The 26,489-nt window shown below is 43.8% G+C and carries 24 protein-coding genes and 2 pseudogenes; 8 read left to right on the top strand and 18 right to left on the bottom strand.

Translation table 11 applies throughout. The features are described from left to right. Positions 1–218: 218 nt before the first annotated feature. From AB4180_RS13305 to AB4180_RS13285, 5 genes are all read right to left on the bottom strand, one after another. Entirely contained in the window at positions 219–2,174 is a 1,956-nt protein-coding gene (locus tag AB4180_RS13305) for a UvrD-helicase domain-containing protein (RefSeq protein ID WP_102249900.1), read from the bottom strand. Next, positions 2,171–4,477 carry an AAA family ATPase gene (locus tag AB4180_RS13300; RefSeq protein WP_102249899.1) on the bottom strand — a complete coding sequence of 769 codons (2,307 nt, stop codon included), beginning with the start codon at positions 4,475–4,477 and terminating at the stop codon, positions 2,171–2,173. Before AB4180_RS13300 ends, AB4180_RS13305 begins: the two co-directional genes overlap by 4 nt. A 420-nt stretch (positions 4,478–4,897) precedes the next feature. Then, complete coding sequence (locus AB4180_RS13295) at positions 4,898–5,116, bottom strand: MbcA/ParS/Xre antitoxin family protein (protein WP_102249898.1); 219 nt, start codon at positions 5,114–5,116, stop codon at positions 4,898–4,900. Positions 5,117–5,245: 129 nt separating this feature from the next. Next, complete coding sequence (locus AB4180_RS13290) at positions 5,246–6,625, bottom strand: DEAD/DEAH box helicase (protein WP_102249897.1); 1,380 nt, start codon at positions 6,623–6,625, stop codon at positions 5,246–5,248. Beyond that, positions 6,619–7,131, bottom strand: a complete 513-nt coding sequence (locus AB4180_RS13285) for a hypothetical protein (RefSeq protein ID WP_277869284.1) — start codon at positions 7,129–7,131, stop codon at positions 6,619–6,621. Before AB4180_RS13285 ends, AB4180_RS13290 begins: the two co-directional genes overlap by 7 nt. A gap of 114 nt (positions 7,132–7,245) precedes the next feature. On the opposite strand from AB4180_RS13285, the gene AB4180_RS13280 reads away from it, so the two are divergent. Beyond that, positions 7,246–7,581 carry a helix-turn-helix transcriptional regulator gene (locus tag AB4180_RS13280; RefSeq protein WP_102249895.1) on the top strand — a complete coding sequence of 112 codons (336 nt, stop codon included), beginning with the start codon at positions 7,246–7,248 and terminating at the stop codon, positions 7,579–7,581. A gap of 65 nt (positions 7,582–7,646) precedes the next feature. On the opposite strand, the gene bcp (AB4180_RS13275) is transcribed toward AB4180_RS13280, so the two are convergent. From bcp (AB4180_RS13275) to AB4180_RS13245, 7 genes and pseudogenes are all read right to left on the bottom strand, one after another. Continuing rightward, positions 7,647–8,111: a thioredoxin-dependent thiol peroxidase gene (gene bcp, locus AB4180_RS13275; protein ID WP_102249894.1), complete on the bottom strand. Its 465-nt coding sequence runs from the start codon at positions 8,109–8,111 to the stop codon at positions 7,647–7,649. 146 nt (positions 8,112–8,257) lie between these two features. Next, a complete protein-coding gene (locus AB4180_RS13270; protein ID WP_102249893.1) occupies positions 8,258–8,743 on the bottom strand; it encodes a bacterioferritin comigratory protein in 486 nt (161 codons plus the stop codon). Next, positions 8,743–10,955 (bottom strand): annotated as a pseudogene (locus tag AB4180_RS13265) (site-specific integrase). The gene AB4180_RS13270 and the pseudogene AB4180_RS13265 overlap by 1 nt, the downstream one beginning before the upstream one ends. 13 nt (positions 10,956–10,968) lie before the next feature. Further along, positions 10,969–13,326: a hypothetical protein gene (locus AB4180_RS13260; RefSeq protein ID WP_102249892.1), complete on the bottom strand. Its 2,358-nt coding sequence runs from the start codon at positions 13,324–13,326 to the stop codon at positions 10,969–10,971. A gap of 1 nt (position 13,327) precedes the next feature. Beyond that, positions 13,328–14,725 (bottom strand): site-specific integrase, encoded by a 1,398-nt coding sequence (locus AB4180_RS13255; protein ID WP_102249891.1) that lies wholly within the window; start codon positions 14,723–14,725, stop codon positions 13,328–13,330. 90 nt (positions 14,726–14,815) lie between these two features. Next, positions 14,816–15,148: pseudogene (gene bcp / locus AB4180_RS13250) on the bottom strand (thioredoxin-dependent thiol peroxidase); the annotation flags it as partial. Positions 15,149–15,160: 12 nt separating this feature from the next. Next, entirely contained in the window at positions 15,161–15,703 is a 543-nt protein-coding gene (locus AB4180_RS13245) for a glycine cleavage system protein R (protein WP_009847377.1), read from the bottom strand. 372 nt (positions 15,704–16,075) lie between these two features. Between AB4180_RS13245 and dapA the strand changes: the two genes are divergently transcribed. Then, positions 16,076–16,954, top strand: coding sequence for a 4-hydroxy-tetrahydrodipicolinate synthase (dapA, locus tag AB4180_RS13240; protein ID WP_009847376.1), 879 nt, complete (start codon positions 16,076–16,078; stop codon positions 16,952–16,954). 49 nt (positions 16,955–17,003) lie between these two features. Then, a complete protein-coding gene (gene bamC / locus AB4180_RS13235) occupies positions 17,004–18,050 on the top strand; it encodes an outer membrane protein assembly factor BamC (protein WP_102249890.1) in 1,047 nt (348 codons plus the stop codon). Between the two features lie 164 nt (positions 18,051–18,214). Here bamC and AB4180_RS13230 read toward each other — a convergent pair whose 3' ends face one another. The 4 genes from AB4180_RS13230 to AB4180_RS13215 all read right to left on the bottom strand — a co-directional run bounded on the left by AB4180_RS13230 (position 18,215) and on the right by AB4180_RS13215 (position 20,736). Next, entirely contained in the window at positions 18,215–18,424 is a 210-nt protein-coding gene (locus tag AB4180_RS13230; protein ID WP_102249889.1) for a DUF2897 family protein, read from the bottom strand. Between the two features lie 8 nt (positions 18,425–18,432). Further along, on the bottom strand, positions 18,433–19,107 hold the full coding sequence (locus AB4180_RS13225; protein WP_017103647.1) for a M15 family metallopeptidase: 675 nt from the start codon (positions 19,105–19,107) through the stop codon (positions 18,433–18,435). Between the two features lie 46 nt (positions 19,108–19,153). After that, a complete protein-coding gene (gene dapE, locus AB4180_RS13220; RefSeq protein WP_017096838.1) occupies positions 19,154–20,290 on the bottom strand; it encodes a succinyl-diaminopimelate desuccinylase in 1,137 nt (378 codons plus the stop codon). A gap of 98 nt (positions 20,291–20,388) precedes the next feature. After that, on the bottom strand, positions 20,389–20,736 hold the full coding sequence (locus AB4180_RS13215) for an ArsC family reductase (protein ID WP_017103645.1): 348 nt from the start codon (positions 20,734–20,736) through the stop codon (positions 20,389–20,391). A 205-nt stretch (positions 20,737–20,941) separates the two neighbouring features. On the opposite strand from AB4180_RS13215, the gene AB4180_RS13210 reads away from it, so the two are divergent. Continuing rightward, positions 20,942–21,229: a helix-turn-helix domain-containing protein gene (locus tag AB4180_RS13210; protein WP_004734273.1), complete on the top strand. Its 288-nt coding sequence runs from the start codon at positions 20,942–20,944 to the stop codon at positions 21,227–21,229. 84 nt (positions 21,230–21,313) lie between these two features. Here AB4180_RS13210 and AB4180_RS13205 read toward each other — a convergent pair whose 3' ends face one another. Together AB4180_RS13205 and AB4180_RS13200 are read right to left on the bottom strand one after the other, a co-directional pair. Then, positions 21,314–21,646 carry a DUF4156 domain-containing protein gene (locus AB4180_RS13205; protein ID WP_012604568.1) on the bottom strand — a complete coding sequence of 111 codons (333 nt, stop codon included), beginning with the start codon at positions 21,644–21,646 and terminating at the stop codon, positions 21,314–21,316. Positions 21,647–21,658: 12 nt separating this feature from the next. Continuing rightward, a complete protein-coding gene (locus AB4180_RS13200; protein WP_012604567.1) occupies positions 21,659–22,003 on the bottom strand; it encodes a DUF2956 domain-containing protein in 345 nt (114 codons plus the stop codon). A gap of 109 nt (positions 22,004–22,112) precedes the next feature. On the opposite strand from AB4180_RS13200, the gene AB4180_RS13195 reads away from it, so the two are divergent. The 4 genes from AB4180_RS13195 (at position 22,113) to AB4180_RS13180 (ending at position 26,250) form a co-directional block, all read left to right on the top strand. After that, positions 22,113–22,574, top strand: a complete 462-nt coding sequence (locus AB4180_RS13195) for a DUF2919 domain-containing protein (protein ID WP_102249888.1) — start codon at positions 22,113–22,115, stop codon at positions 22,572–22,574. A gap of 65 nt (positions 22,575–22,639) precedes the next feature. After that, positions 22,640–23,563 (top strand): Dyp-type peroxidase, encoded by a 924-nt coding sequence (locus tag AB4180_RS13190; protein WP_102249887.1) that lies wholly within the window; start codon positions 22,640–22,642, stop codon positions 23,561–23,563. 122 nt (positions 23,564–23,685) lie between these two features. After that, positions 23,686–24,819: a flagellin gene (locus AB4180_RS13185; protein WP_017100807.1), complete on the top strand. Its 1,134-nt coding sequence runs from the start codon at positions 23,686–23,688 to the stop codon at positions 24,817–24,819. 297 nt (positions 24,820–25,116) lie between these two features. Next, a complete protein-coding gene (locus tag AB4180_RS13180) occupies positions 25,117–26,250 on the top strand; it encodes a flagellin (RefSeq protein WP_371995801.1) in 1,134 nt (377 codons plus the stop codon). The last annotated feature ends 239 nt before the right edge of the window (positions 26,251–26,489 follow it).

The following is a 26,489-nucleotide window of genomic DNA, read 5'->3' as shown; positions in this document are numbered from 1 at the left end:
ACCTCCCTCGGTAATCACACCGCCTAATCAGCAAGGTTCTGGACAGAAATGCGTCATGTATTTCACTAAATTAACAAAATTCTAATTACCTGAAGTATTGCGATACTGCCAACCTAGTGGCCAAACTACCTTATCCACTACACTAGTGCCCCATTTGATCTAGCATTCTAAAAGGATTGTTTGGTGCAGCCTCTTCTTCGTGTAAAAACTGCATGGTTTTAGGGGGATGGTATCGCCTCAACTTCTTTGCCAAAAAACCAATCACTATTCTTTACTCGTTCTAGGGCTGCAGTTGGATTTGATGACCAAAGCACGAGAGCAAGAGAGTTTTCAGCTCTACTGCATGTTACGTAAAGTAAACGTAGCGTTCTATCAATGGTTGTTTCTTTGCCTTTTTCTCTGTTTTCATTGTCTTTTTTGCTTAGTTCAACGCCACCAAAAACCTTGTCGTAACAAAAAAGGCTACCACCAGCCAACTTATCATCCATAACAACCATCACATGTGGAAATTCTGAACCTTTAACAACTTGATGAGTAGCTAAAACTGAATTGCCAGATAAATAGTTGCGGTATTTTTTTAATTGATTCCAAGGCGCTGAAAATAGTGCACACAATCCACGACGCAACCTATCTTGTATGGACTCTTCTTCACCTCTAGCTGGCGCAGAAGGTGGAGTTGATTTGTCCGCATACTCTGTAGCTAAGCGAGTATCAATATTAAACAAATTGGCTCGTAAGATTGGTTTGAGAACATCTCCCACAGTCGCAAGAGGGTTTGCACAAGCTATAGCGAAAGTTTCAATTGCCCCAAGTATTTCTTCGACACGTATTGCTCGCTCTACTATATCTTCAGGTATCCCATCAAGGCAGTCATAGCGCCTAAAAACTTCAGTAATTTTAAACTCATCAATTGTCCCATTGGAATTTATACATCCCTCTAAATCGGTAAGCTCGTTCAATAAAGTTTGCACAATAACCGGACCTTTATTCTCACCACTGCCACTAGGTGCTGCTGCATTTGGGTCAAGTAAAACCATAGCACTAAACACATCAAGAAAAGCTCCACGTGTAGCAACAAGCTTATGCTCAAGTGCGAGTAGCTGAAACTCTCTTCTTGACCAAGCCTCAACGCCACTTGCGCTCCACATCTGATCTGCACACCAAAGCTCACTGAGAGCTTTATCTTCTGGAGAGAGCTTCGTGTCACCTATATAAATTCGTACAAAACCGTCAGCTTTCTCTGTTCTTGAGTGTTGTCTTATTCCATTAGCTGGTTGGGTTCGTCCTTCTAGCTTCGCTTCCCAAATTGTATTAATTAGGTCAACAATTCTACGTTGGCTACGGTGATTCATTTTCAGCTCTGGCTTCGCCCAGCTATCAGGAACTAAACTCGGAAGATCGTCATGCCCATCCATATAGATACGCTGTCGGTGATCACCTATCAGTCCTATCGTGAGGCCACATCCTTCAGGTTCTGCAATAGCTATTAAGGCATCCAACATACCTTTCATTGTGTCCTGAGACTCATCAATCAATACAATAGGATGCTGATCTTTTAGGATTTTCGCTAGGGTTGGTCGGGTTTTTAAAAGCCATGCTGTCACGTCAAGCACATTATTATGGGCAAGCGCCCCCGGACCATATGTCATACGATCCGGGTGGTAGATAAATATGTCGGTATTTCTAAATCCCTCGATATCTTTTTTTATCTTATCCAAATCCCTTTGTTTAGCAGTAGTGATGCCCCTTGGCTTTGCAAGTGCTTCCTCAGTTTCCTTTTCAAGCTGAGCTTCTTTGATTGCAATAAGAGCCGCTCTGATATCATCGTTAAATCCACTAATGAGCTCCCAGCAAAATGCATGTATGGTAGATACTTTTACTAGGTCATTATCCCCGAGGCGCCCGTTAATGACTGAAACAGCGTTTTTCGTGTATGTAATCACTCTTATTGAACGGCCGTATATTCGCAGGCTTCTGGCAAGCAGTTCCCCTTTTTCATGTGTTTCTACTCCAGTAATCCGACGCAAGACTTCCACCAGAGTTCGCGTCTTCCCTGAACCAGCTCCAGCAAAAAGAAAGTAGCTGCGAGGAGGGTCCTCAGTAAGGTAGCCACAAATTTCTTCGACTACGCCTGCATCTCTATCGTTGTCCGTAATGATATTTTGTTTGCTCATTCCATCGCTCCGCGTGGCTCAAGTTGCTTCTGTAACCAAGTTAATGCGTCGGTAATGTACCCCGGGCATTTAACCTGTTCGCCTGAAGATACTAATTCAAAGATGCTGGTAGAGAAGTCACCTTTATTAAAAGAGCCGTGCATTAGAGTATGAAGGTCGCGAAGTAGCTGGTCATTATTTGGAGCATTAACAGCCTTTTTTGAGACAGAGCCAAGAGCCCCTTTAGGCACTTCAATCTTCTCTCCATTTTCATCGATTTTCTTATCCATCAGCCCCTTAAACCAGCAGACATTCGTAAGAACCAGTGAATCTTCAAATGTGCTAGGCCAACAGTTATTGGTACTATCAATAGGTAACTGCCAGGCGAAATACACATGGCAATCGTGGATTTCATTCCATACCAACTGCTCTGTTTTCGGAGTTTTGAAATCGTTAAGTTGTTGCAGTTTCGGATGCCAGCAACGTAACGTCGGGTTACCAGATTGAAGTCCTGGTTGTCCAGTGTTTGCAACAGCGACTAGTTTTTTGGTGGGTTCGCCATTTTGCTTAGGCTTGCCTTCCTGTTCTTGGCAAGGATCGATATCTGTAATTATAACAGTAGGGATCCGGAGCTTTTCGATGAGAGGTTTGAGTCGGTGGGCGTGGCTCCCACCAATATCAACAAAGGAAACACAGCGACTGTTCAGTTCCTTGAAATCACGCTCCATGAAAAGTGGCACCAACATTCGCTCCGCTACACCTTCCACAAAAATAGCTGCATTAGCAAACAACAAGTCCGTATGTTGAACACGGAAATAGCGTTCAGCAAACTGGCGTGTTTTTTTATCATCACCAAAGACATCGGCTAGATTGACAACTTCTGTCGTCGGCATTGGGGTCGCTTTGCTCTTTGCTACACGGCGAACATATCTGAGCCGGTCAAAATTTTCCGAATGAGCTAGATGACTTGAATGGGTGCTTATAAGCAATTGGCTATTTAAGCTTGAAGTTTCTTTCTCTGCCGGGCTGATTAGCTTATGTGCTTTGCTTGGGAATATACGCTGCACCTGAACATGGAGGTGGGCTTCAGGTTCCTCAATCATTACTATGTGTACGGGAACTGGAGAACCTTTTTCAGGCTTAAGCCTAGCTGTTCTAAATGAAACTAGTTGGTAACTGAGAGATTGCAGATTCTGGTAACCGAGCCCAATAGAATATTCTGGTAGTAGTTCTTCTATTGAATCCTTCTGCATACTGTACTGCACAGCTGTACTGTGATCGAGAAGGTCAGCTGTCTGGATGCGAGTACGGAAGCGAATCTCTTGAGGATCATGCAGCCCTGGATAGCCAAGTTCTTTCACTTCCTGAACAGAATCGGCGATGGCTTCGTGAATCTTACTGTCTAAGTCTTTCTGAGCAAGTGCCACGGCCTTAATAAGGTCTACACGCTGGCTATGTCCAGAGCTAGCAACGTTTAAGTGTTGTTGAGCAAACTTGGTTAGCTGGTTTGAAAACGTGCCTACTTGATGAAGACCGGGGGAGGGCCGAGATTCGGCTTCTTCACTTCCTAATCCACGCTGAGCTGAGATGAAATCAACACGTATCAATCTCGATAAGTGCTTTCGATCAATTGGATTTGTATGAGCATCAAGTTTCTTAGTCTCATAGGATGGCAATCCTGTAATAGGGTTGTTATCGGTATCTAGTTTATATGTGCGGACGTTCCCGAGCTTCAATGGCTCACGCAGCCAAAAATCAAGCAGATCTATGGGCCACGCTAATGAATCTTCCCCCATATCTTTAATTGGTAAACGAGCAGTGCGGTAAGCCCATGCCAATTGCTTAAGATCTTCAATATTTGTGACTGGTTCCAGTCGAAGGCGAACACCGACTGCCCCACCTTTCCAGCTAAATTTTGATAGAAATGGAGCAACATAGTGATACATTCCAGCATCTGCATCAAACCAGAGGTCCAAGACTGGCATGGTTTCTAGCAGTATCTGGAGCTGTTCTTTCCACGCTTCTTCGGATTCGGTAACAGTTAAAGGGTCTTCGGTCAGTTCTTCCCAAGCTTTGCCAAGGTCTCGCAGCTTTGACCATTGAGATATACTGATGTCAAAAGCGCTAAAGCGGGACCCTTCTGCTAGGAAGTGTCTTAGCGCCGCAAGAATAGAAGTTTTTCCACTATTATTCGCCCCGACCAAAATGGTGGTTTTTCGATCAATGCTCATCTGAACTTTGCCTAGTCGACGGAAATTACTAAGTTCGACAAATCGAAGCTTAATACCTTTGGATACTTCGGTTTCAGAGCGGATGTCTGGCATTGATACGCCTCCATGTGACTTTTATAAATTGAGGGAATTAAAAGACTTTGTTAGTGAAGTGCTTTATTGGATTTAAGTGATCTGAACCCAACTTTTTAGTCCACGGATAAGTTAGATTTTTAATCAACTAAACACATAATGAGGCATTAGATAAATTGAATCAAACTGAAATTACTAGAAGTCTTATGATTGATGACCATAAGAAGGTTTGGGGCATTTTCGAGCTAGGAAGTGCCACGAGCAAATACTCAGCTTCTGAAGGCTCTCGACAAAAATTACTTAGCACGGTGAGTTACGAGATCAGTGAATAATTAATAAAAACTAATTGATGCTTGGCGAATTACTATGTGGATTAGTTTTTGAAGTGTTACAAACACATTCATCGTCTGATTATTTTCCATAACTAGCGTGAGGAGTAAGTTAAGAAAAATCGGCGCGCTTCATTCGATTTAGTATATCTATGACGTATTTTATATGGCCTTGTTGTAGCAAATTTATTGGAGATTGATAGGAAAATATAGGTATTGGCGAATTTAGCCATTCATTAGCTAGAGAGTCACCATTAAACACCTCTTCTAACAACCCCTTCAGTTCTGGGTGTCGCTCAAGTTGTTCATCTATCAATTGTTTGTCAACCATAAGTAATGCCTAGGGTAAGTGCGGTACTTCAATATACACCATTAATGTTCACTAGCTTGAATTCTCTAAGATTACTACGATCTAAGAGGAAGCGATTGAATAGTGCTCGATGATGAACATTGATACTCATCAAGAAACCAAAAATGCCGATATCACCCGTTGCCTAAATGCCCCTAGCCGAAGCTCATCAAATGCTCCAAGTGCGCCATCAATATCCTCTGTGCTGCTAGTTGTGCTATTCCATACTAGCTTAGAACCTATTTCTTCTCGCTCTTCTAGTAACCCCTGCTCACTTAGGCGGTTGCGCTTACTGTCTGGATCGGCTTCTGCAAACCTTTCCCACTTTGCATACATACACGACTCAGGGATATCTTGGTCAATCCTCTCGGCATACTCAATCAAGCTTTGCTCAGCAAAGGTGAATAACCACGCTTGTTGGTTTGTCGCTCCGTTCACACGAAGGATACGCCCAAGCACTTGTCTGAAGTACAATTCGGTTTTGACTGAACTCATGTGGCAACATACTTGAAGGCGTGGAATATCTGTCCCTTCACTGATCATACCTACACTAACAATCCACTGAGTGTCGTTTTGCCTGTACCTTTCAATCTCAGCTAAAGGTTCATCATGTCGATAGGTCACAATTGAGACCGATTGAGTATACTTTTCAGAAAGTACCTTTTTAATTGTTTGTGCATGCTGAACAGACGCAGCGACAACTAGCCCTCCGGCTCCTGGGGATTGAGAACGGATTTCTGCAAGTTTTTTGCAACCTAGTCCAAGCAAATACTCCATTGCATCCTGATTATGAATGACACTTTGATAAGAAGTCTTTGTTTGCTTAATCATGTCTAATATTGAAGAAAACGACTCTGCCTTGTCGTCATTTGTCACAGTCAAATGCTCGTTATCAACCAAAACAATCTTTGGTGCTCTACAAACTTTGTCAGCGATTGCTTTCTTCAATGTGTATTGATAATCAACCAATAGAATTCCATCAGGATCGCTATATTCACCCAGAACAATCGGTAACGAATCCGAACGCCACGGTGTCCCTGAAAGCGCAAGGGTATACGTTGCGAGCCCTTGAATTTTAGTAAGGACTTGTTGCCCCCAAACATTCGCATTTTCAATCTCTGTACCAGAGCAATGGTGTATCTCATCGAAGACCACAAAGACTCGGTGATTACGCAATGTCTGCCAAAATTCACCATCAAGAGATGAAATCGATTGATAGGTAAGAGACCGCCCAATAGAACCTAAACCGCCATTAAAGGTACAATTAAGGATCTGAGAAAAGGTTTTCTTGATGCCGCTTGAGACCGTTAGAGAAGGGGCAAAACACAATACAAGGTCGATCATGTTCTCTTCTAATAACCTTGAAGTGACTGTTGCTGCTAATACAGTCTTTCCTGCCCCTGGAGTTGCTTGGCAGAAGAAGTGCTGCTGGCTTGAACTGTATTTATGTAATGCCTTCTCTGAGCATTCTGCTTGCCATTGCCTTAGCACGACGGATTGTCCTCTGAGAGTGTTTTGAGAACACTAGTTAGTACATTTACGCTGCCCAACAATTGTCCTGAATGTTCTTTTGCTTGTTCAAGAAGTGGGATTAACCTCGGTTCTAGTTCAGGAAAACGACCGCAGAGAGATTGATACTCATTAATCTCCCCTAAAACAATCTCTAGCTCACCTTTGTACTGATTGCGTTCGTGTCTTAATACCGAATAATCAGAAGCAGCGGAAAGGGTAGCCTTAGTGTTTTCTGATGCAATATCGACTTGAAGACCTTTAAATAAGTCCGTTTGAAAGTATCGTTTTTGCTGCCCCGTCCCCTCAACTCGAAGCCAATTGTTCTTCACCAAACGTAGGAGTTGACGGTAAACCTTACGACGAGCATCATCCAGATCAACATAGGAGTCATCAATAGAAACAAATGCATCTCTTAGCTCAACAACTAAAAAACCATCCATCTCTTTTTCGATCAATAACTTGTGCATTTCATCACTGATTTTTATACAACGCTTCATGTACCGCATATACCACTAAAATACTAAGGATTGCTTAGTATACAGAAATCGGTAAAACTAAGAAAATCTTAGTTACGATGAGATCAGAGATATGAAACTCAAGTGCCATTCGAAAACCCAATTCCCGTGCGGCTCAAAGAAGCACGCAAAAAAGCAAACCTCTCTCAAAAAGCGTTGGGAGTGTGTATAGGTATGGATGAAAGCTCTGCTAGCCCTAGAATGAATCAATATGAGAAGGGTAAACATACTCCAGACGTACAAACCTTAAAATTATTGGCCGACGAGCTAGGCGTGCCTTTAAGTTATTTTTTCTGTGAAGATGAGATTTCTGCTGAGTTGGCAGTGAACCTGAACAGGCTCTCTGAAAAGGATAAGCAGAAGGTTCTTGATATGACTGCTCGACTGATTGATGAATCGTGGGAGGGTAGTAGTTCGTAAGCTCGTTAAGCGGTTTTAAATCAGAGCCAGTGCCGTTAGCACCAGCCCTATTAATAAATTAAGAGTTACTTGCTGTTTAGGTAGCCCAATACAACTTCATGGTGATCTTTAGTCTTGAACTTGTTAAACACATGCTCAAGGTTGCCTGACTCGTCAATCAAGAAGCTTGTTCTTACAACGCCCATGTTTTCACGGCCCATGAACTTCTTGAGTTGCCAAACACCGTACTTCTCACACACTTCGTGTTCTTCATCGGCTAGTAGAGTGAAGTTCAGCTCTTGCTTGTTGATAAAGTTGGTCAGCTTTTTCGGGGTGTCTGGGCTTAAACCAAGTACAACAACGTTGTGGGCATCTAGTTCAGCTTTTGTGTCACGCAATCCTTGAGCCTGAACGGTACAGCCAGGCGTCGAAGCGCGTGGGTAGAAGTAGAGCAGCACTTTCTTTCCTTGAAGCTCAGAGAGCGTCACTGGGTTATTGTCTTGGTCATTAAGGGTAAAATCTGGTGCGGTTTGTCCGGCTTCGATTGCCATTGGTTTTGTCCTTACTTTCTCAATTAATGGTATTTGGCGTAGCGTTCTTCGCCACGTCCTTTTTAGAGCATTTCTATTACGTTAGAGTGTGCATTTTTATCGATAATTCAGCGTCCTGTCTAGTGATAACACTAAACAGGATGCTCTTACCTGAAATCTCCCTTGATAAGGTTATCTGGCCTTGCTTTGACGACTTTGTCCATTGCCTTCTCTCGCTGACTTTCGTGCAGCATATCCATGAGTTCCTGAACCATTTTTATATGGCTGGCTGCTTGTATGGCTAGTGCCTTTTCATGACTTCTAGCGAGGTCGAGGTACTCCTTTTTTTTTTTATTTGCTTGGGTTTTGTCGATTCTTAGCTGTTTCACTTCCGCCTGTAAAACATCAATAGGTGACTGGCTTAAATCATCTTGTGCTACACGAAACTCCAGTGACCTATTCTTCACCATATCTTGAACATCTTTATGTCTGCGTAATGCCCCAACAGAAAGCCCCGCTTCTTTCTCGACGCTAATGTTATTGATTTTTAGCTTACCTTCTCGGGCTTTCTTCCTTAGCTCTCGGTTTTCGGGTTTACCCTCTAACAGGCGTTCTAGGGCATTTATGAGCTTATTCTTAGTTGCTTGTGTCATTATGCAGTCACTCCGCAGGGTATCAGCAGCTCTTGAACCTCTTGAGGTATTACAACGGGTTCATAGCTGATATCTAAGTCTTTCATAATGCGCTCAGCAGCTGTGATTTTGATATACACCTCTGACGCTGTTTGAGGCGTTAATTCATCATGTTCAATGTCCCATAGCATATGAATTTCGGCTTCTTTGCGCTTCGCTTCGGCAAAAACGGCATCAACAATATAGTCGTTCTTACAGTCCACACACTCTAATAGGTTGACTTGTGTACGTAGGCTACAACCTGTTGAAGTGCAGTAAACTCCGGGGGCGACGGCGTGAATGTGGCGCTTTTGATCTCGAATTTGCTTTTTCCAGTAGTTGAGCGAGAGCATGTCGTCATCGACCTTATCTTTAAACAGGTTACGCTCAGCCTTCATCATGTTTTTGGCAAACTCTTTGCCCTTGCCGCCAGCGACACGTTCTTTATTCGACAGCTTCTTGTAGATGTTCAGGTACACTTGCGCTTTTTGATCAATCCTTTCTTCATCAATAACGTGAACCAAGTTCTCCTTTTTCTTTCTGATTTTCTGGAATTTACTGGCGTTCTTAGCGTAATGGCGTGTCATCGCCATGGATACATGGCTGAACTGCTGCTTGAGTTGGGGGAACGCACAAAGCTCGAAGCCGATCAGGTAGTAGGCAAACGAGCGGCGGAGCTGATGACCTGAGAAGTTATAGTCATCCCCCACATTAAACGAAAGGTTGGGGTCGGAAACTTTCAAATCGATAACATCGTCATTGGTTAGTGCGAGTTTTTCACCCAATGCATTATTAAACCAACTAACATAATGTCTAGAAATGCGATCTTTACTGATAGCACCACAGCCCTCTTTTGTCTTGTGGAAAAATGCTTGGCTATCAGGGTGACGCTGTCTAAGTGGTGAATGTAGCGCTTGCAGTATCTCGTAAGCCTTTTTGCCGACCTCTGTGGTGACAAACTCCTCCTGCTTTGACTGAGAGCCTTTGGTGGTTTTTGACAGGTCTGCATGAATAACGTGAATGGTTTGCCCTGATATGGTTTCTGTTGTACACCCATTTGCGGTGTGTAGGTGAAAGGTTTCATCAAGGCGCATACCTGTGCGGGACATTAACGCCCAGAGGCAACCACCGTTGAGTTCTTTAAACAGCGATAGCACCTCTGCAAGTCCGGTTGCCACCCTGTTGCCACCCTGTTGCCAATCCTTAATGTTCGCTCAGGGTGGAATTTGTCGATGTAATCAGATTTGAGACTAGGTTTGTGCTTGTTGAGCAGTTTAAGGGTCGATTCTTGTGTCGGGTGATTGAGCGCGAGAAAAGCAGTTTGAAAGGCTATTTTCTTTTCCTTAACACCTTTACTTGCTGTAGCTAAATACCACTGAAGCCCGCCATTTTTGAGCTTTGCTTCATCGCTAACAAGGTATTTAGCATACCCTTGGTAGGATTTCTCATGGTAGTCAGCAATGTAATCTGAAAGCTTGCCAAGCTCATCACGAATGGGGTATAGCTCGTTCACCAATGCTTCTGATTGTTGAAGTCCTAAGTAGTACAGCCGCTGCGGGATAACCGTGTACTGCTCAGACTCTTTAAAGACTAAACCAAAATCCGAGGCGTTTAGCGCTTTGGTCAGACTGACATTAAACGGTAGTCGTGTTGCCTCTATGAACAGTTTATTGAGTGAGGTGTAGGATGATTCTCGTTCGAAGTCCAAATCGGTAGCATCACCTAATACCCAAGTCTCTAACAGCTCAAAACTTAATAACTCAAAGCTATTGTGGCCTTCATTGAGTAGCGCAGAGGCGACTTTCTTTAACCCAGTGATAGTCTGCACAATGCTCTGAAAAGAATAATCTTTGGGCGAGAGCCACATCATACTCAATGCCAGTGCTCTCAATTGATTTGTCAGGTTGCGCTCCATCACCTTTCCGTCAAGAAAGAAGTCTAGGGTATTCGTTTGGGTCGCATTAGGCTCAAAGAAGGGCTGGAGCTGGCGCCACGCGTTGTTATCCCCAATTTTACCCAGTGACTCACCTGTGACGCCAAAACCAATATCTAGCGTCTCAAAGTCATCCCACTCGCCTGATTTAATGGCAGGCTCTAACACATCCTTCAGGTAGTTTGTGTAGCCTCCAACATGGTTTTGTGCACTTAACAGGGCATCTTGTTGGTCAATGTTGTACTTAGGTAGCTTTATCATGACTGGCTCCCAATTAACGGTGTAGGGCTAAAATGGCGTGATCCATAGATACCCGAGGGTGACGCCCGTTTTTGTTAAATAATGCCATTGCACCGTCGTACACATCCTTGCTGGCACCATCGAGGGTAAACTCAAAAGCGGCGACTCTTTCATGGACTTCCTCTTGTGCGTTAGGGTACAGGTTTACTGCCTCCCTCAGTACATCAATGAAAGAGATAAGTTTATAGATGTGTTGAGTCTCATTGATGGCTTTGGCTGATTGGCATTTATGGCACATGTCGTATTCAGCACATGGCAGTTGTAGCTTCATGGCGTTATTGGTTTCACGCTGGGTGTTTTTACCACCTGCAATGTTTTGTTGCCCATTGCAATGAATGCCATTGGGATTGGTTTTTGCCCTTTCTTCCTCTTGCTTCTTTTTCCATTCATCATGCGTCAGCATTGTGATGCCAAGTTTGGCTGCAACTATCTCTTTTGCTAGCTCTAACCCCGTCTCTTCATCCAATAGTTCCATCACTTCTAGCGCTTGTGAGATGATGATTTTGTTGAGTCTTTGGTCACCATTGGCATAATGTTTATCAATGGTTAGAAGAAGGTTTTGCAGCAGGCTTTGAACACCGCCAGCACCACTCGCTGAGTACACTTGGTTACTGGTCATTTCTCGCCAGCGGCTTGATTGCAGTGAAATGAAGTATTCGTTGGGCGCAATTGACCATCTATTCATTAACATAGAGCTGATAGGGCTTATTCCGTCCCAGTCTTTAGGGGCTATCTTCTTATGACCACGCTTGAGAAGTAACCGCTCATAGTTTTTAGATATTTGTTTATCGGCTAACTCTGTAGCGAACTGTTCTATACCTTCGATTAGCGCCTTGTCAGCAGCAGGAACAGAGAAGTGATAGTTCTCGCCATTGCGGTATTTGAACGACACATTGATGTTGCCCTCAGCGTCTTTATCCGAATAAGTCAGCGGCAGTAAGATGCCCTTGAGGGGTAAGTCTGTGTAACACGATAAAATGCAGTAGGCAGCATTCGTTGCGCCTTGTGTAGCTCGCCCTTTTGAGCACGGGCGAGTGATTTTACTGACGACAGTTCGGCCAAGTGTATTCGTTTCTTTTTTTAGCTCGATAACATGCTGGTTTCGATAGCTATAAAATAGCTCCTTAAACCATGGCAGGCAAGATGCACGAGTGGGTGAGAGTAGGTTTAACTCTACCATCAGGTGCTTACTTATTTGCTGCACATTGAAAGAACTACTTTTCTCCCCTAGGTTATTCAGCATAAACAGTAACTCAGACCGTTCTTCGCCACCGCCATATAATGCTGAAAGCGTTTCAAGGGTTTTAATAAACTTCACCCCATCCCGTTTATCAACATCGAAGCTCTGGTTAGTAAGTACTGCGTCTACCTCTTTGTTTGCGCGCGCCTTGAAGCTCGATACCTTAACCACTTGTAAGCTTTTATCCCGCTCATCAGTATGAATCGTGATTGGATGAGCGATGCTCTGTACGTCGCCATCGTTTAACGAGGTAAAAAAGCACATAAGGTGATAAGCCGCCCCCATCGCCATGTTAAATGCGGCGGCAGGCTTTACGGATGTGCCCGTTTTACTCTTCCCATGGGTTTGGGGTTTGAGAGAGGTTTTAATTGAAATGATTTCTTGGTGGTCACCTAAGTCAATAACGACAGGCAACTCGTCAGGCAGGACAAGGTTTTCTTTTTTTGCCGCAATGAGCTGTGGGGCTAGGATGAAAAATAGCTCACTCAACCGGGCAATAAGCACCTCTTCTTCAGCGTCAGAGTAACCCTTGATTGGTGTATTTTCGCCACAAAACCCTCGGTGATGGGTTGCCCATGTGTTAGCGGGTAAGCCACACCATGAAAGGGCGGTGCGAAGTTCTGAAGTTATAACACCTGCTGTCCTTTCTTGAATGCCCAGTTCATCACCGTGGCTCATCTCCCATAATTTCTTTGATGGACTGTACATTTTTATGCGGTGCCGCAGTTCGCCATCATTCCCTGCATATTTTAAATAGCCAGCTTCAGAAAAGGGATCTACTCCGACTGTGTCACAAAAGACAATGAAGCCACGTAATACCTCGTAATGTCCCGAGGCGGTTCGGGCAGAGTTTCCATTATCAACATACTGGTTGGCTTTTTTACAAAAGCTCCTTAAAAAAGGGATACGGCTGTCGATTTTGACGTTATTGCTATCTGCACCAAGGTGTAACAGATGTGATATACCAAACTCGGTTGTCTTCCTTCTTTTGCCGTCCTTATAGGGGATGGTAAGGTGCAACGGAACCACATTCTTACTGTTTCTGACGTGCTTAATCGTCTTTGAGTTCTTCGCGAGTGGGCTTTTGGGCATACTACTGTCCTTTGTTGATCTTGTTATTTTTGCTCTCTGCAACCCGTAACTGCTCGTCAAACTTATTCATGAACTTAATGTACTTTTCCGTCGTTGCGGTGCTTTCATGCCCCATTAGCAAGGCTAACTCGTCCATTAGGTACTCATAGGCAACCTGCCGCTCCCTAGACTCACACCAAAGCCAATGCGTGGCATAAGTTGATCGCAGGTCATGTATTCGATAGTACCAGTCAGGTTCTACTGCCTGGATACGCTGTCGTAACTCACTAAAATGTGCCTCTAGAGTTTTTACTTTGTATGGCCGCCCTTTATTGGAAAGAAAAAGGTAGTCAGTGGTGTCCTGTTCTTCCTTAGAATCGATCAGCTCATTTCGTCTTGTCAGATTCTTTTGTCGCTGGCTACATTCTTTGTATTGCTCTAATTCCTCATACAGTGCGATAGGAATTTCAACCGAGCGGGGCTTGCTGCCCTTGGTATGTGTAATCGTCAATGGCACGACGTCTAGATCACTGCAATCCTTATCACCAATATCGCGAGCAGGAAAGTGGGTGGCTTCATCAATCCTAAGCCCTGCCTCTTCACATAGTCTCAGTATCAGGGAAGCAGCTTTTGGCAATGTATGAATGTGTTGGGAGAACCGTTCTTTATGATCGAACGACATAGGCTTCAATTTTTGATGAGCAGGCGTTTTATCGACTTTGGGGAACTCCTTCATGATGTTTGATATCTCATAGACCCGCTTTGCGCCAGACTTAGTGTGGGCAAGCATGTCATGCTGATTGGTGCCGTCTAGGTATGCCTCAAGCCTGGTGAAGTGTGTCAGGACGTGCTCATCATCATTTTGGAGGTAACCGTGTTTCTGCATCCACTTATAAAATCCAATAACAGCACCCATATAGCTTCTTGCTGAGTTAAGCGAGTACGCTTCGTCACCCGTTGCCTCCTTCCGAGATCGACAGTTTGCCAAAAGGTGCTGTGCAAATTGCCACGGCGCGCCTTCTTCTTCATGCTTTGTTAGTGTTTTATAGGTTAGGTACTGAGGTGGTATCACATTCCCATCATCATTAACTTGAGGGTAATGGGTAGAGTCTAAATATCGAGTAAAGGCCAATAAGCCTTTGGCCATTGATTTGGTGTCTTGAATTTTTCCTTCACCGCTGAGTTTTGACACGAGGTAAAGAGATTGTGGATAAACAACACGCCCATCCGGTGCAAGGATAATATCGGTTTTCTTTAGGCGAGACTGTAAGTTGGATGGGGAAAGGTAGGGTGAGTGGACCATTTCTCCAGAGTTACTATCGATGATCTCTGAGATTCTCAGTTTAGCTAATGTATCTACCTCTATGGAGAGCAATCGGTAGTCATCATAAACATCGTTTTCTTCATGCTTTTCTATCACAAAACAACCCTCAATATGTTACCCGCATATTAAAGGTAGACTGTCATAAAAAATTATCGAGGGTTTTTGTCATAAAAAATTTCTAAGGGTGAATTTTTTCTCGCCCCAAACACCAAACTGTTCAGCAACACTGTGGTCTTCATCAGATAGAAGAGTGAAGTTCAGAGATTTCTTCGCAACGAAATTTGGTAGGCGTTTTACTGGGTCAACACTCACACCTAGAACAACCACATTCAGGTCATCAAGCTGTGCTTTGATATCACGCAGGCCTTCTGCTTGCACAATACAACCCGGAGTCATTGCTTTTGGGTAAAAATAGAAAAGGACTTTTTTACCTTTGAAGTCACCAAGAGATACGATATTGCCATCTTGATCTGGAAGAGAAAAAGCAGGTGCTGGAACACCAGCCGTTAGCGTATTCATGATATTTCCTTTTTAAAAACTGTTTTTGATAAAGTTGAGCGAGCCTTGTACGGATAGGCTCTGACACAGCGCGTCGAATTCTTCTTGTAGCTGCATCAAATTACATTCTGATTGCACAGAAGCGGTAATAGAGATATGGAATTGGTCGTTGTCGAGCTGAACCTTAGACTTATTGATGGTTCGCGCACTTAACGAATCGAGGCCGATGTTTCGGTCTGCGAAGAACTGGGTAAACTGCTCGGTAAGGCCGATTTTATCGTCTGACTCAACGAACACCTCTACTGTGTAAGAGTTCTCAATAACATCATGAGTTGAGGTTCGCTTCATAATCGTAATCAAGTCGTGCTCTTGTCCAAGCAAGGGCAGGGTGGTTTCAACGCGGGTGATGTTGTTTGCCTTTCCAGACAGTAGCATGATAAGCGTAAATTCTTCGCCAAATTGAGCGATACGGCTATCAATAATGTTACAGCCTGATTGGGTGACTAAATGAACCACTTGGTTGCATACACCTGGGCGATCTGTGCCCACAGCTGTGATTACTAGATGTTGAGTCATAAAATCACGTCTCTTATATTCCATTGATTCATGCATGTTAGCACAGTTAGCTAGAGGAATAAGTGTGTGCTTGGGGCTTTTATGAGGCACTTTGCTTCAAATATGTAACAAGTAATAGGAATATTTAGAGTGTTCAAAATTCAAAGAGTGGTGTGAGAGCATTGCTTACTTGTTACTGACATCGAGTGCTGAGCTATTCGCTAGATTGAGTGTAGGTTACCCAAATTCTAGGTCGAACGCGGTTATAAGTCGTTTTACCTCAAACATACGACAATATTTACTGCAGATGTTGCTGGTAAGCCACTTTAATGTCTTGTGTTTATTGATTGGCTTACAGTAACATGCAAAAAGAATAAATTAAGGGAGATAGACATGTTTTCAGGAAGTATCGTTGCGCTAGTTACACCATTTAATACAGATGGTGAAGTGGATTTCGACAGCCTTAAAAAGTTAGTTGATCACCATGTTGCAGCAGGTAGTGATGGTCTGGTTGCGGTTGGCACAACTGGTGAGTCTTCAACACTCACTATTGAAGAGCATGTCAAAGTCGTCAATAAGGTCGTTGAATTTGCTGATGGCCGTATTCCTGTTATCGCTGGTACGGGTGCAAACGCAACTCACGAATCTGTACTTTTCAGCCGTTTGCTCAATGGTTCTGGTATTGCTGGTTGCCTGAGCGTAACGCCGTACTACAACAAACCGACTCAAGAAGGTTTGTACCAACATTACAAAGCAATTGCTGAAGTCAGTGACGTTCCACAGATCCTTTACAATGTACCTGGTCGCACTGCGGTAGACTTGTTGCCAGAAACGGTTGCTCGTCTTGCCGAGATCGAAAACATCGTTGCACTTAAAGATGCGACGGGTGATCTTGAAAGAATTGCAATTCACCGTGAACTTTGTGGCGAAGACTTTATCTTACTAAGTGGTGATGACTTAACAGGTCTTGAATTTGTTAAGCGTGGTGGTGATGGCGTGATCTCTGTAACGAACAATGTTGCAGCTGCTGATATGGCGACTATGTTCAAGCTAGCGAAGGAAGGCAAGTTTGAGGAAGCTGAAGCGATCAATGAGCGTTTGATGCCTCTACATAAGAATTTGTTCGTTGAGTCTAACCCTATTCCCGTAAAATGGGCGGTTCACAAAATGGGTCTGATTGCTGAAGGTGGCTTACGTCTACCACTGACTGAACTGTCAAAACCAGCTCAGCCTGTTGTTGCTCAAGCAATGACTGAAGCGTGCATTTACTAAAAACGTATAAAGCAATGCCGAAGCGAACCTTCGGCATTTAGGAGTATAAATGAAGTATTCTCACCAGCTAGTGATCGGTTCACTGGCTGTTTTCGTTCTTACAGCATGTTCTGGCAGCCCGACTCAACGTCGCCAAGCCAAAGATGATTTTGAATACTTAGAAACACCTGAGTTTTCACAATGGCAATTGCCTGAAGATGCTCAGCCTCAGTTTTACCCAAACTTTGATATCCCAAGCGGTGAATTCAGTGGTGGTACCGGTCGTCAAGTGGATATTCGTCCTCCTCAACAGGTTCTTGAACTGATCCCAGGTGCTCGTACTGAGCGTCAAAATGGTGAAGTGACGTTATGGCTCCTTCGTGCTGAAGAGGCTGACCGAGTATGGCAAACGGCTGTAGATATGCTGACCCAGCGTAATATCGGCATTCGTGAACAGTCAGAAAATGACATTGAGACTGATTGGGTAACTTGGGTTTCTGAAGATGAAGAAGTCGAGATTGGTAGCCGCTACTCTATCTCTCGTTTCCAAGCGAACAATCGCCATGGCTTCAAGATTAATCTGATTGATTGGCGTGAAGGTTCTGAAGAGAAACCAGTATCGGCAACCAATAAAGAGCGTTACAACGCGTTCTTAACGAATCTAGTGATGGCGAGATTCGATGCAGATCTTCGTGCTGAAGCTGCGTTGAAAGCGCAAGAGTTGGTGAAACGTATTCCTATCTCAATGGGTTCGGACCGCAGTGGTTTCCCTGTGATCATTGCTCGTACGCCATATAACGTATTGTGGCAACGTCTACCTACCTTGCTACCGACGATGGGCTTTGAACTTGAAGAGCGTAATCAGTCTCAAGGTACAGTGAAAGCTAAGTATGCAGCGCCAGATGATGAATTCTGGGAAGAGATTGGCCTACAGCCTATTGACTTAGCGCCAGGTACTTACACTTTCTTGTTTGGTGATCTTGGCAACCGTACATCGATTAATGTAACGGATGCAACAGGTAAGCCTGTAGAAGAAGAGCTACTTAAGTCAATGGTACCGGTATTGGCACACGTTGCAGACCAAACCAAAGATAAGAAAGAAGCAAAATCTGAATAAGCACTGAGCAAATTTAGAAGAAAAAAAAGAGGACATACAATGTCCTCTTTTTTATGTTTGTTAGTCAGTGTTTTATGTGCGTGTTGTCAATTTATGTTGTCATTTCGCTAACAAGAAGTCACACGCGCCTGACTTGTTGGGGCTAGCGCATCAAGGGCGTTAGGCTAAGTATTTTTGCTGTTAGTAGACTCATCTTTTTGAGCTTTCTCTTGGTTCTGTTTATCCAATTGATTGAGCTTGTCTAAGTCTTTTTCTGTTTTGTTACGACCTGTCAGAACCATATTAGCGGTCTGTTTGAGCGCAGCAATATTACCCACCACAACGCTAACTACGATGATGATGATAACCCAAGGGTTTGTAAGCCACTCTAACATAAGCGCTCCTAATGACTGATATTCGCGACGAAGCGCGCATAGATCTCGTCTAGCTGCTCCGCAATAATTTCATACCCTAATATTGGCTTAGATTGGAGTTGCTTGCCAAGTAAAGTGGGAGATAACTGTGATAAACACAACTGTGAAACTTTACGGTGGCTTATATGCCAAGGTTCTATTGCCACACCACCAAGGTCTTGGCTGTAAGGAAAGAAGAATCCAAACTGAGATGCGTTGGCAGACAGCCATTGGTAAAACACTTGCTGGTGGCCAGTGAGGTATTCCCATGGTTCCAGTTGTAGCTGAGTACCCTCAGGTAAGTGATTGCGAGCAAAGACATCAAAGTCACAACCCCAATGGTGACGACTCGCTCCGGGAAGCGCAGACCACCTAAGAATCGCCGACAACTTTTGATGTTCACTGAGTGTTGAAGCATCAAGTGGTTGGCTTTCTGAGTCTAATATCGGTGCTTCACCAGAAAACTTGCGGTTCCAAATCAGAGATTGCCTTTCATAGTCGCGAAAGCCACTGGCAATCTCCATTTTAAAACCAGCGAGTTGAGCAGCTTCAATCAAGTTGTTCAGTTCATCTTTGACGTCACTGTGGACCAAGAAGGTCTTGGTGCCAATCAGGTTAGGTTCTAGATGAGAATCTGATTGTCCGGTTAGCTGCTCTGGTGTCATAACGTGTCTCTCAATAATTAGATGCTATGAATCGCTGATGAAAAAACTACTTAGCGAACAGGTTCACTAATGTTCTTTCGTACATGTCAGTTAGTTTCTCTAAATCAGCCACTTTCACGCACTCGTTAACCTTGTGAATGGTCGCATTAACCGGACCTAGTTCGACTACTTGCCCTTTCATGCGCGCAATAAAGCGTCCGTCAGATGTACCACCTGTAGTCAGTAGTGCTGGTTTTACGTCATTAACGTGACCAACAGCATCCACAATAGCATCAAGCAGTGAGCCTGCGTCGGTTAAGAACGGGTCGCCATTGAAGGTCCATTTCAAATCGTATTCGAAATCGTATTTGTCGAGTGTATTTGTGATTCGTTCAACGATGATGTCGTTGTTTAACTCTGTGCTAAAGCGAAGATTAAACTGAACATTAAATTCACCAGGAATCACGTTTGATGCGCCAGTGCCCGCACTGACATTTGGGATCTGGAAGCTGGTTGGTGGGAAATAATCATTACCTTTGTCCCACTCGGTCGTCGCCAATTCATTGATCGCAAGCAGAGAGCTGTGTACCGGGTTGTTCGCAAGGTGAGGGTAGGCAACGTGACCTTGTGTGCCTTTAATCGTTAGATCGCCAGTGATAGAACCACGACGGCCGTTCTTTACGACATCACCTACGTACTCAGTACTTGATGGTTCGCCAACAATACACATGTCGATGTTCTCACCACGAGCCATCAATGCTTCGACAACGCGCACTGTCCCGTTGATGAACGGGCCTTCTTCATCTGACGTGATAAGGAAACCGATTGAGCCTGTGTGATCAGGGTGCTTAGCAATGAACTGTTCTACAGCCACAACCATTGAAGCCAGAGAACCTTTCATATCTGCCGCGCCGCGACCGTGCAGGAAACCATCTACGATAGTCGGTTCAAATGGCTTAGTGTTCCATTGCTCAATTGGGCCTGCAGGTACAACATCAGTGTGACCAGCAAAAGCAAATAGGGGGGCTTCGGTACCACGGCGAGCCCAGAAGTTCGTCGTATCTTCAAATACCATCACTTCGATTTCAAAACCTAGCGCTTTTAAGCGTTCAATCATCAGGTCTTGGCAGCCTGCATCTTCTGGTGTTACCGATTGACGGCTGATTAGGTCTTTTGCCAGAGCCAAAGTTGGGCTGTCTGTCATCCTTGAGTTCCTTGTTTAAATTAAACGTCTAGTCATTAATTTTTAGGGCGCAGATTCAATGATCAACGTCCGTTGTCTGTCTATGTAAATAATACGCTCTAAGCAAAAATAGTCGCGTATTGGTCGGCTTTAAATCCGATGTGAAGCTTACCCTCTACTTTCAATATTGGACGCTTAATCATTGCCGGTTGTTCAACAAGCAGAGCAACGGCTTTTTCTTCCGTGAGCGTGTCTTTTTGCTCTTGAGAAAGTTGGCGGTAAGTCGTACCACGTTTGTTTAACACAAGCTCCCAACCAAGCTCTGAACAGAAGCTTGTTACCAACTCTTCAGTGATGCCTTGTTTGCGATAATCGTGAAATTCGAACTCGATACCTTCAGCTTCTAGCCATTTTTTTGCTTTTTTGATGGTGTCGCAATTCGGAATGCCAAACATAGTGATAGTCATTATTCTTCCTTTGGGTGATTTTATTTCGTTGTTATGAGTTGAATCCTATCAGGAAGCGGCAATTCAGACAAAATAGAGTGAGGAATATTTTATAGAGTGAAAAAAAACAGTAAGAAAATGTCACTATTGGAGACTTATTGATCAGCCTCAACATGTTGTCAGCAAAAAAAGAAATAATTGAGTTGCACATATATAGGAGGTGTCAATGGAGTTGAGTCCTGTTTTTGCAAGGCGGCTATATTTAGCATTGTTAGTGGAAAGCCTTGATAGGCCAAATGTGCCTAAACTCATCGAAAAAACGGGGTGGCCTCGTCGTACTATTCAAGATGTACTCAAGGCGTTACCGGGGATCGGTATTGAACTTATGTTTGTTCAAGATGGGCGACGTCATAATGATGGCTATTACCAATTATCCGACTGGGGGCCATTTGACAGTCAATGGGTTATCCAGCGTAAAGGCGATATAGCAACAAGCCTTGGATTTAGTGCATAAGCCAGCGAAAGCTGGCTTTCTTCTTTCTTCTTTCTTCTCCTTACCGATTACCGATTACCGATTACCGATTACCGATAAGTCGAATTAGCGACACCGATAAGCGGTGCCCAACATGGTTACGGAAGTCGCAAAATCTTGGGGAAGTGTGAAAATTACAGTGTCCGCACCTAATCCAATAGCATTGGACTTTAGCTCATTCATTGCGCCTTGAATTAGAGTGTCGTTCGGGTAAAACAGGTAACTATACCAGTGGCCTTCGCTGCCGGTGACTTCCCCTTTATATTCGCACTTGTTGATATCAATCAGTCCGTGGTAATCCATTTGTACTTGGTCAGATTCGCTATGTGGGACTGTTGTCGGTGTCGTGCACCCGCCTAATATGCCTGTCATAGCTAAAGCGACTAATTCCTTTTTCATACATTTATCCTGCTATTTCATCAAATAAATCGCGAAACCTACCCAGCTTGCGATCAATAGTAACCACGGCAATTTGTTGGCGTGATTTGATGTTGTTTCAACAATTGTGTCTACATTGTTCTCTTCGTCTAGATTAGTTTGTTGAGTTTGCTTCTCTTTCTGTACGCGTTTTCTTGCTTTATCGGCTTGGCGACTGCGTTCTTTTTGCTGTTTCTTGTAAAGTGCGATGCCTTTTTCGATACCTTGAGCAATTAATTTTGTTTGTTCTTTGGTTTGAGCTGGCTTTTGCGTCGCTTTGGCTATCTTCAGTGCTTCTTGTTGAGATTCAACAGACGGTGTATTAGTTTTCTTTTTCATACTGAGTTCGACAATTAAAACGGATTAACCAATAAGATAACGCAAACCTAGTTAAGTATGAATGATTTGCGTTAAAGTGTTGGTTTGAAAACAAGTGAAAGTGAGAGTTGTGCGGTACTCCATAGAACAATACGATAAACACGGCTTTTTGAAAGCCCCAATCTTATTATGGTTAGGTTGGCTGTTTCTTGCGAAAGCTTTGGTCGTTTTCATTGTTGCGGGCGCAAGCCGAGAGTCGGGAACGGATATTCTTGAGACCATCTATCCAGACCACCAGATGTTTTATGTCGGGATTGCGTTGAGTGTGCCTAGTTTGTTATTGATGTGGTTGTTTGGACTAAGATCTCCAGATAGAAAGCGCCTTAACAAAGTCGTGTCATGGGGACGTTGGGTTACCATGATGGCTATCTTGGCACAGGGCTCCCATACAATTTATTTAATCTATTTGGATAACGGATGGTTCCGTTGGTCAAATGCTATCACCCTATTATTGCTCCTCTGGTTAGCGCTTTATTTAACCAATAGCCATGCCGCTAGGGATTACTTTAAAGTGGTTGAGCACGAAGACTGATTCTCATCAAAACATTTGTACCATTCACAATTATACTTAGAAGCTAAAACTGGAAGGAATAATCTATGCTTAATGTTTCAAATGAGCAGCCTAACGTTCAAAGTGCTATTTTGCCTGAAGCTGGGCCTTTCGCTCTTTACGTTCAACTTAAAGTGAACGCTAATACTGCTAATGTACTAGCAGAAATTCAAAAGCTTCCGACTCTAATCGACGAGCTAAACCAAACTCAACCTGATGCGAACCTAACGGCGTCGGTAGCATTCTCAAAAGCTTTTTGGGATAAGTTTGAGCAAGTTGCTCCCTCTGATCTAATTGATTTTCCTGCGCTTGGTGAAGGTGATATCACAGCACCGAGCACACTGTCTGATGTTCTGATTCACTGTCATTCAAACCGACATGACCTACACTTCTTCATCCTACGTAAATTGCTATCTGAAGTAGCGGCAGACGTTGAAGTAGTAGATGAAACTTACGGTTACCGTTTCCTAGACTCACGTGACATGACTGATTTCGTTGATGGAACTGAAAACCCGAAAGACGCGCAGCGTGCTGAAGTGGCGATTGTGCCTGAAGGTGAATTCGCAGGTGGTAGCTACGTAATGGTGCAGCGTTTTGTGCATAACCTGCCAGCTTGGAATAGATTGAATGTCTCAGCACAAGAGAAAGTGGTTGGCCGCACTAAACCGGACTCTATCGAGCTAGATGATGTTCCAGCGGCGTCTCACGTTGGCCGTGTGGATATCAAAGAAGAAGGCAAGGGGCTTAAGATTGTTCGTCACAGCCTACCTTACGGTACCGCTACGGGCGATCACGGCTTACTGTTCATTGCTTACTGTAACGTTCGTCATAACTTCGATGCGATGTTAGAGAGCATGTACGGCGTGACAGATGGTAAAACAGACCAACTGCTTCGCTTTACTAAAGCAGTGACAGGCGCTTACTACTTTGCGCCTTCGACTGACATGTTGAGTGCATTAACGATTAAGTAAATCACTTCGTATGCAGTAAAGAACGGGAGCCTCAGGGCTCCTTTTTTTATTAAAGTTTTATATGAACTGGTCGATATAAGAGCAATCGTGAGTTTTATTCATATTTTTGTAAGTGAAGGTCTATGGCTATAACTGTTAATACAAATGTCTCAGCGCTAGTGGCTCAGAGAAACCTCTCTAATGCTAATAACATGCTGAATCAATCTTTGGAGCGCTTAGCTTCAGGGAGCCGTATTAATAGTGCAAAAGACGATGCGGCTGGCTTACAAATATCGAATCGATTAGAAGCACAGATGAGCGGCATCGATGTTGCGGTTCGAAATGCTAACGACGGTATCTCCATTATGCAGACAGCAGAAGGGGCGATGAATGAAACCACCAATATCATGCAACGCATGCGAGACCTGTCACTGCAAGCGACTAATGGTTCGAATAGCCAATCGGAAAGGACGGCTATTCAAGAAGAAGTAACCGCCTTAAATGATGAGCTAAACCGAATTGCGGAAACCACTTCATTTGGTGGGAAAAAGCTCCTTAACGGCAGCTTTGGTAGCTCGTCATTTCAAATCGGTGGCAGCTCTGGTGAGGCGGTGCAGATAGGTTTGAAAAACATGCGCACCGATGATATCAACATGGGCGGCTTTAGCTATGTTGCCAATGGCATGGCAAGTGACTCGTGGGAAGTTAAATCCAACCAGAATGATATGAAGATGGCGTTTACCGATCGTTTTGGTCAGCCTCAAGAGATCAGCATTAATGCCAAGGCGGGCGATGACATTGAAGAGCTAGCGACTTATATCAATGGTCAAACGGATCTGGTTTCGGCTTCCGTCAATGATGACGGGCAGCTTCAGATCTACATGTCAGGCGAAGACACGGCAGGCACGATCTCTTTCTCAGGCTCATTAGCCAGTGAGCTTTCGATGTCGGCGGGTTATTACGAGTCAGTCGATGATATTAATGTCACTGATGTTGGGGGAGCACAGCGCGCCGTGTCTATTTTGGATACAGCGATGAAGTATGTTGATAGTCACCGTTCTGAACTCGGGGCGATGCAAAACCGCTTTGACCATGCGATTAATAACCTTGAAAATGTTCATGAGAACTTGGGGGCATCAAACAGTCGAATCAAAGATACAGACTACGCCAAAGAAACCACTCAAATGCTCAAACAGCAAATACTGCAGCAAGTCAGTACCACTATTTTAGCTCAAGCTAAGCAAGCGCCGAACTTAGCTTTAACGCTGCTAGGCTAATAAATTAGGTTAATTTTTATAAAGGTATTATCGGTTAACTAAAGTCCTTTGGTTAATTAAAACACAATATTTCCCCCGGCTGACTTTTCGACAACTTTAGCCTTTTTCTCATCTTTTTTTGATAATTTCACTACCAGTCACGCTTTCTTATCCTTTCTCGCTATTTCTTTAATTTTGTTGCTTTTTTTCTAAAGGTTTCAGCATTCACGCCGTTATTAAAAGTAACTTAGAGATAACTACTTGGTTTTCCGAGACGTCGGAAGCCGCTATACCGGAAAATCAATTGGAGAAATCACCATGGCAGTGAACGTAAATACCAACGTATCAGCAATGACAGCACAACGTTACCTAAACAGTGCAAACAGCGCTCAACAAACATCAATGGAACGCCTATCTTCAGGTTCTAAAATCAACAGCGCAAAAGATGACGCTGCTGGCCTACAAATCTCGAACCGCTTGAACGTTCAGAGCCGCGGTCTTGATGTTGCTGTACGTAACGCGAACGATGGTATCTCTATCGCTCAAACAGCAGAAGGTGCGATGAATGAAACATCAAACATTCTACAACGTATGCGTGATTTGTCTTTGCAATCAACAAACGGTTCAAATACCAAATCTGACCGTGTAGCAATCCAAGAAGAAGTAACGGCGCTTAATGATGAACTAAATCGTATCGCTGAAACCACATCTTTTGGTGGCAACAAGCTGCTTAACGGTACTCACGGTACTAAGTCATTCCAAATTGGTGCAGACAATGGTGAGGCAGTAATGCTTCAACTGAAAGACATGCGCTCTGATAACGACCAGATGGGCGGAAGCAGCTACCAATCTTTAGAAGCTAAAGGTAAAGATTGGAATGTAAAAGCGGGCGCAAATGACCTAAAAATGTCTCTGAAAGATAGTTTTGGTGACCTTCAAGAAATCAACATTTCTGCAAAAGCAGGTGATGATATCGAAGAGCTAGCAACTTACATTAATGGTCAGCAAGACCTAGTAAAAGCTTCAGTAGATGAAGACGGAAAAATGCAAGTCTTCGCTGGCAACAACAAAGTTGATGGCGCTATCTCATTCTCTGGTGGTCTATCTGGTGAGTTAGGCATGCAGCCAGGTAAGCAAGTAACGGTTGATACTATCGACGTAACCTCTGTTGGTGGTGCTCAAGAATCTGTAGCTGTTATCGATGCGGCACTTAAATATGTAGATAGCCACCGTTCTGAGCTTGGTGCATTCCAAAACCGTTTTGACCACGCAATTAACAACTTAGATAACATCAACGAGAACGTTAATGCATCTAAGAGTCGTATCAAAGATACCGATTTCGCGAAAGAAACGACTAATATGACTAAGTCTCAGATTCTTTCACAGGCTTCAAGTTCAATTCTTGCGCAAGCGAAACAAGCTCCAAACTCAGCACTTAGCCTACTAGGTTAATCGGTTGAAAGGCCACGTTGACTTTAAGCGTTGTTGATCACAAGCGTCAACGTTAGGCTTCCACAAATTAGCTCGTGGTGAGAGATGAGCGCTAAACAGACCCAGCTTCGGCTGGGTTTTTTATTGCCTGTTATTTAGCGAAGGTATATTTGGAAAAGTGGCGTAATGCTGAAAGGAGCAAAAGCGCGATTCCCTATCACGCTCGTCTCTCGCTGTAGAGAATGACGGGATCGGGAAAT

The sequence above is a fragment of the Vibrio sp. 10N.286.49.C3 genome (assembly GCF_041469545.1).
Classification (GTDB): domain Bacteria; phylum Pseudomonadota; class Gammaproteobacteria; order Enterobacterales; family Vibrionaceae; genus Vibrio; species Vibrio tasmaniensis_A.
This window is presented reverse-complemented; position numbering and strand designations above follow the sequence as displayed.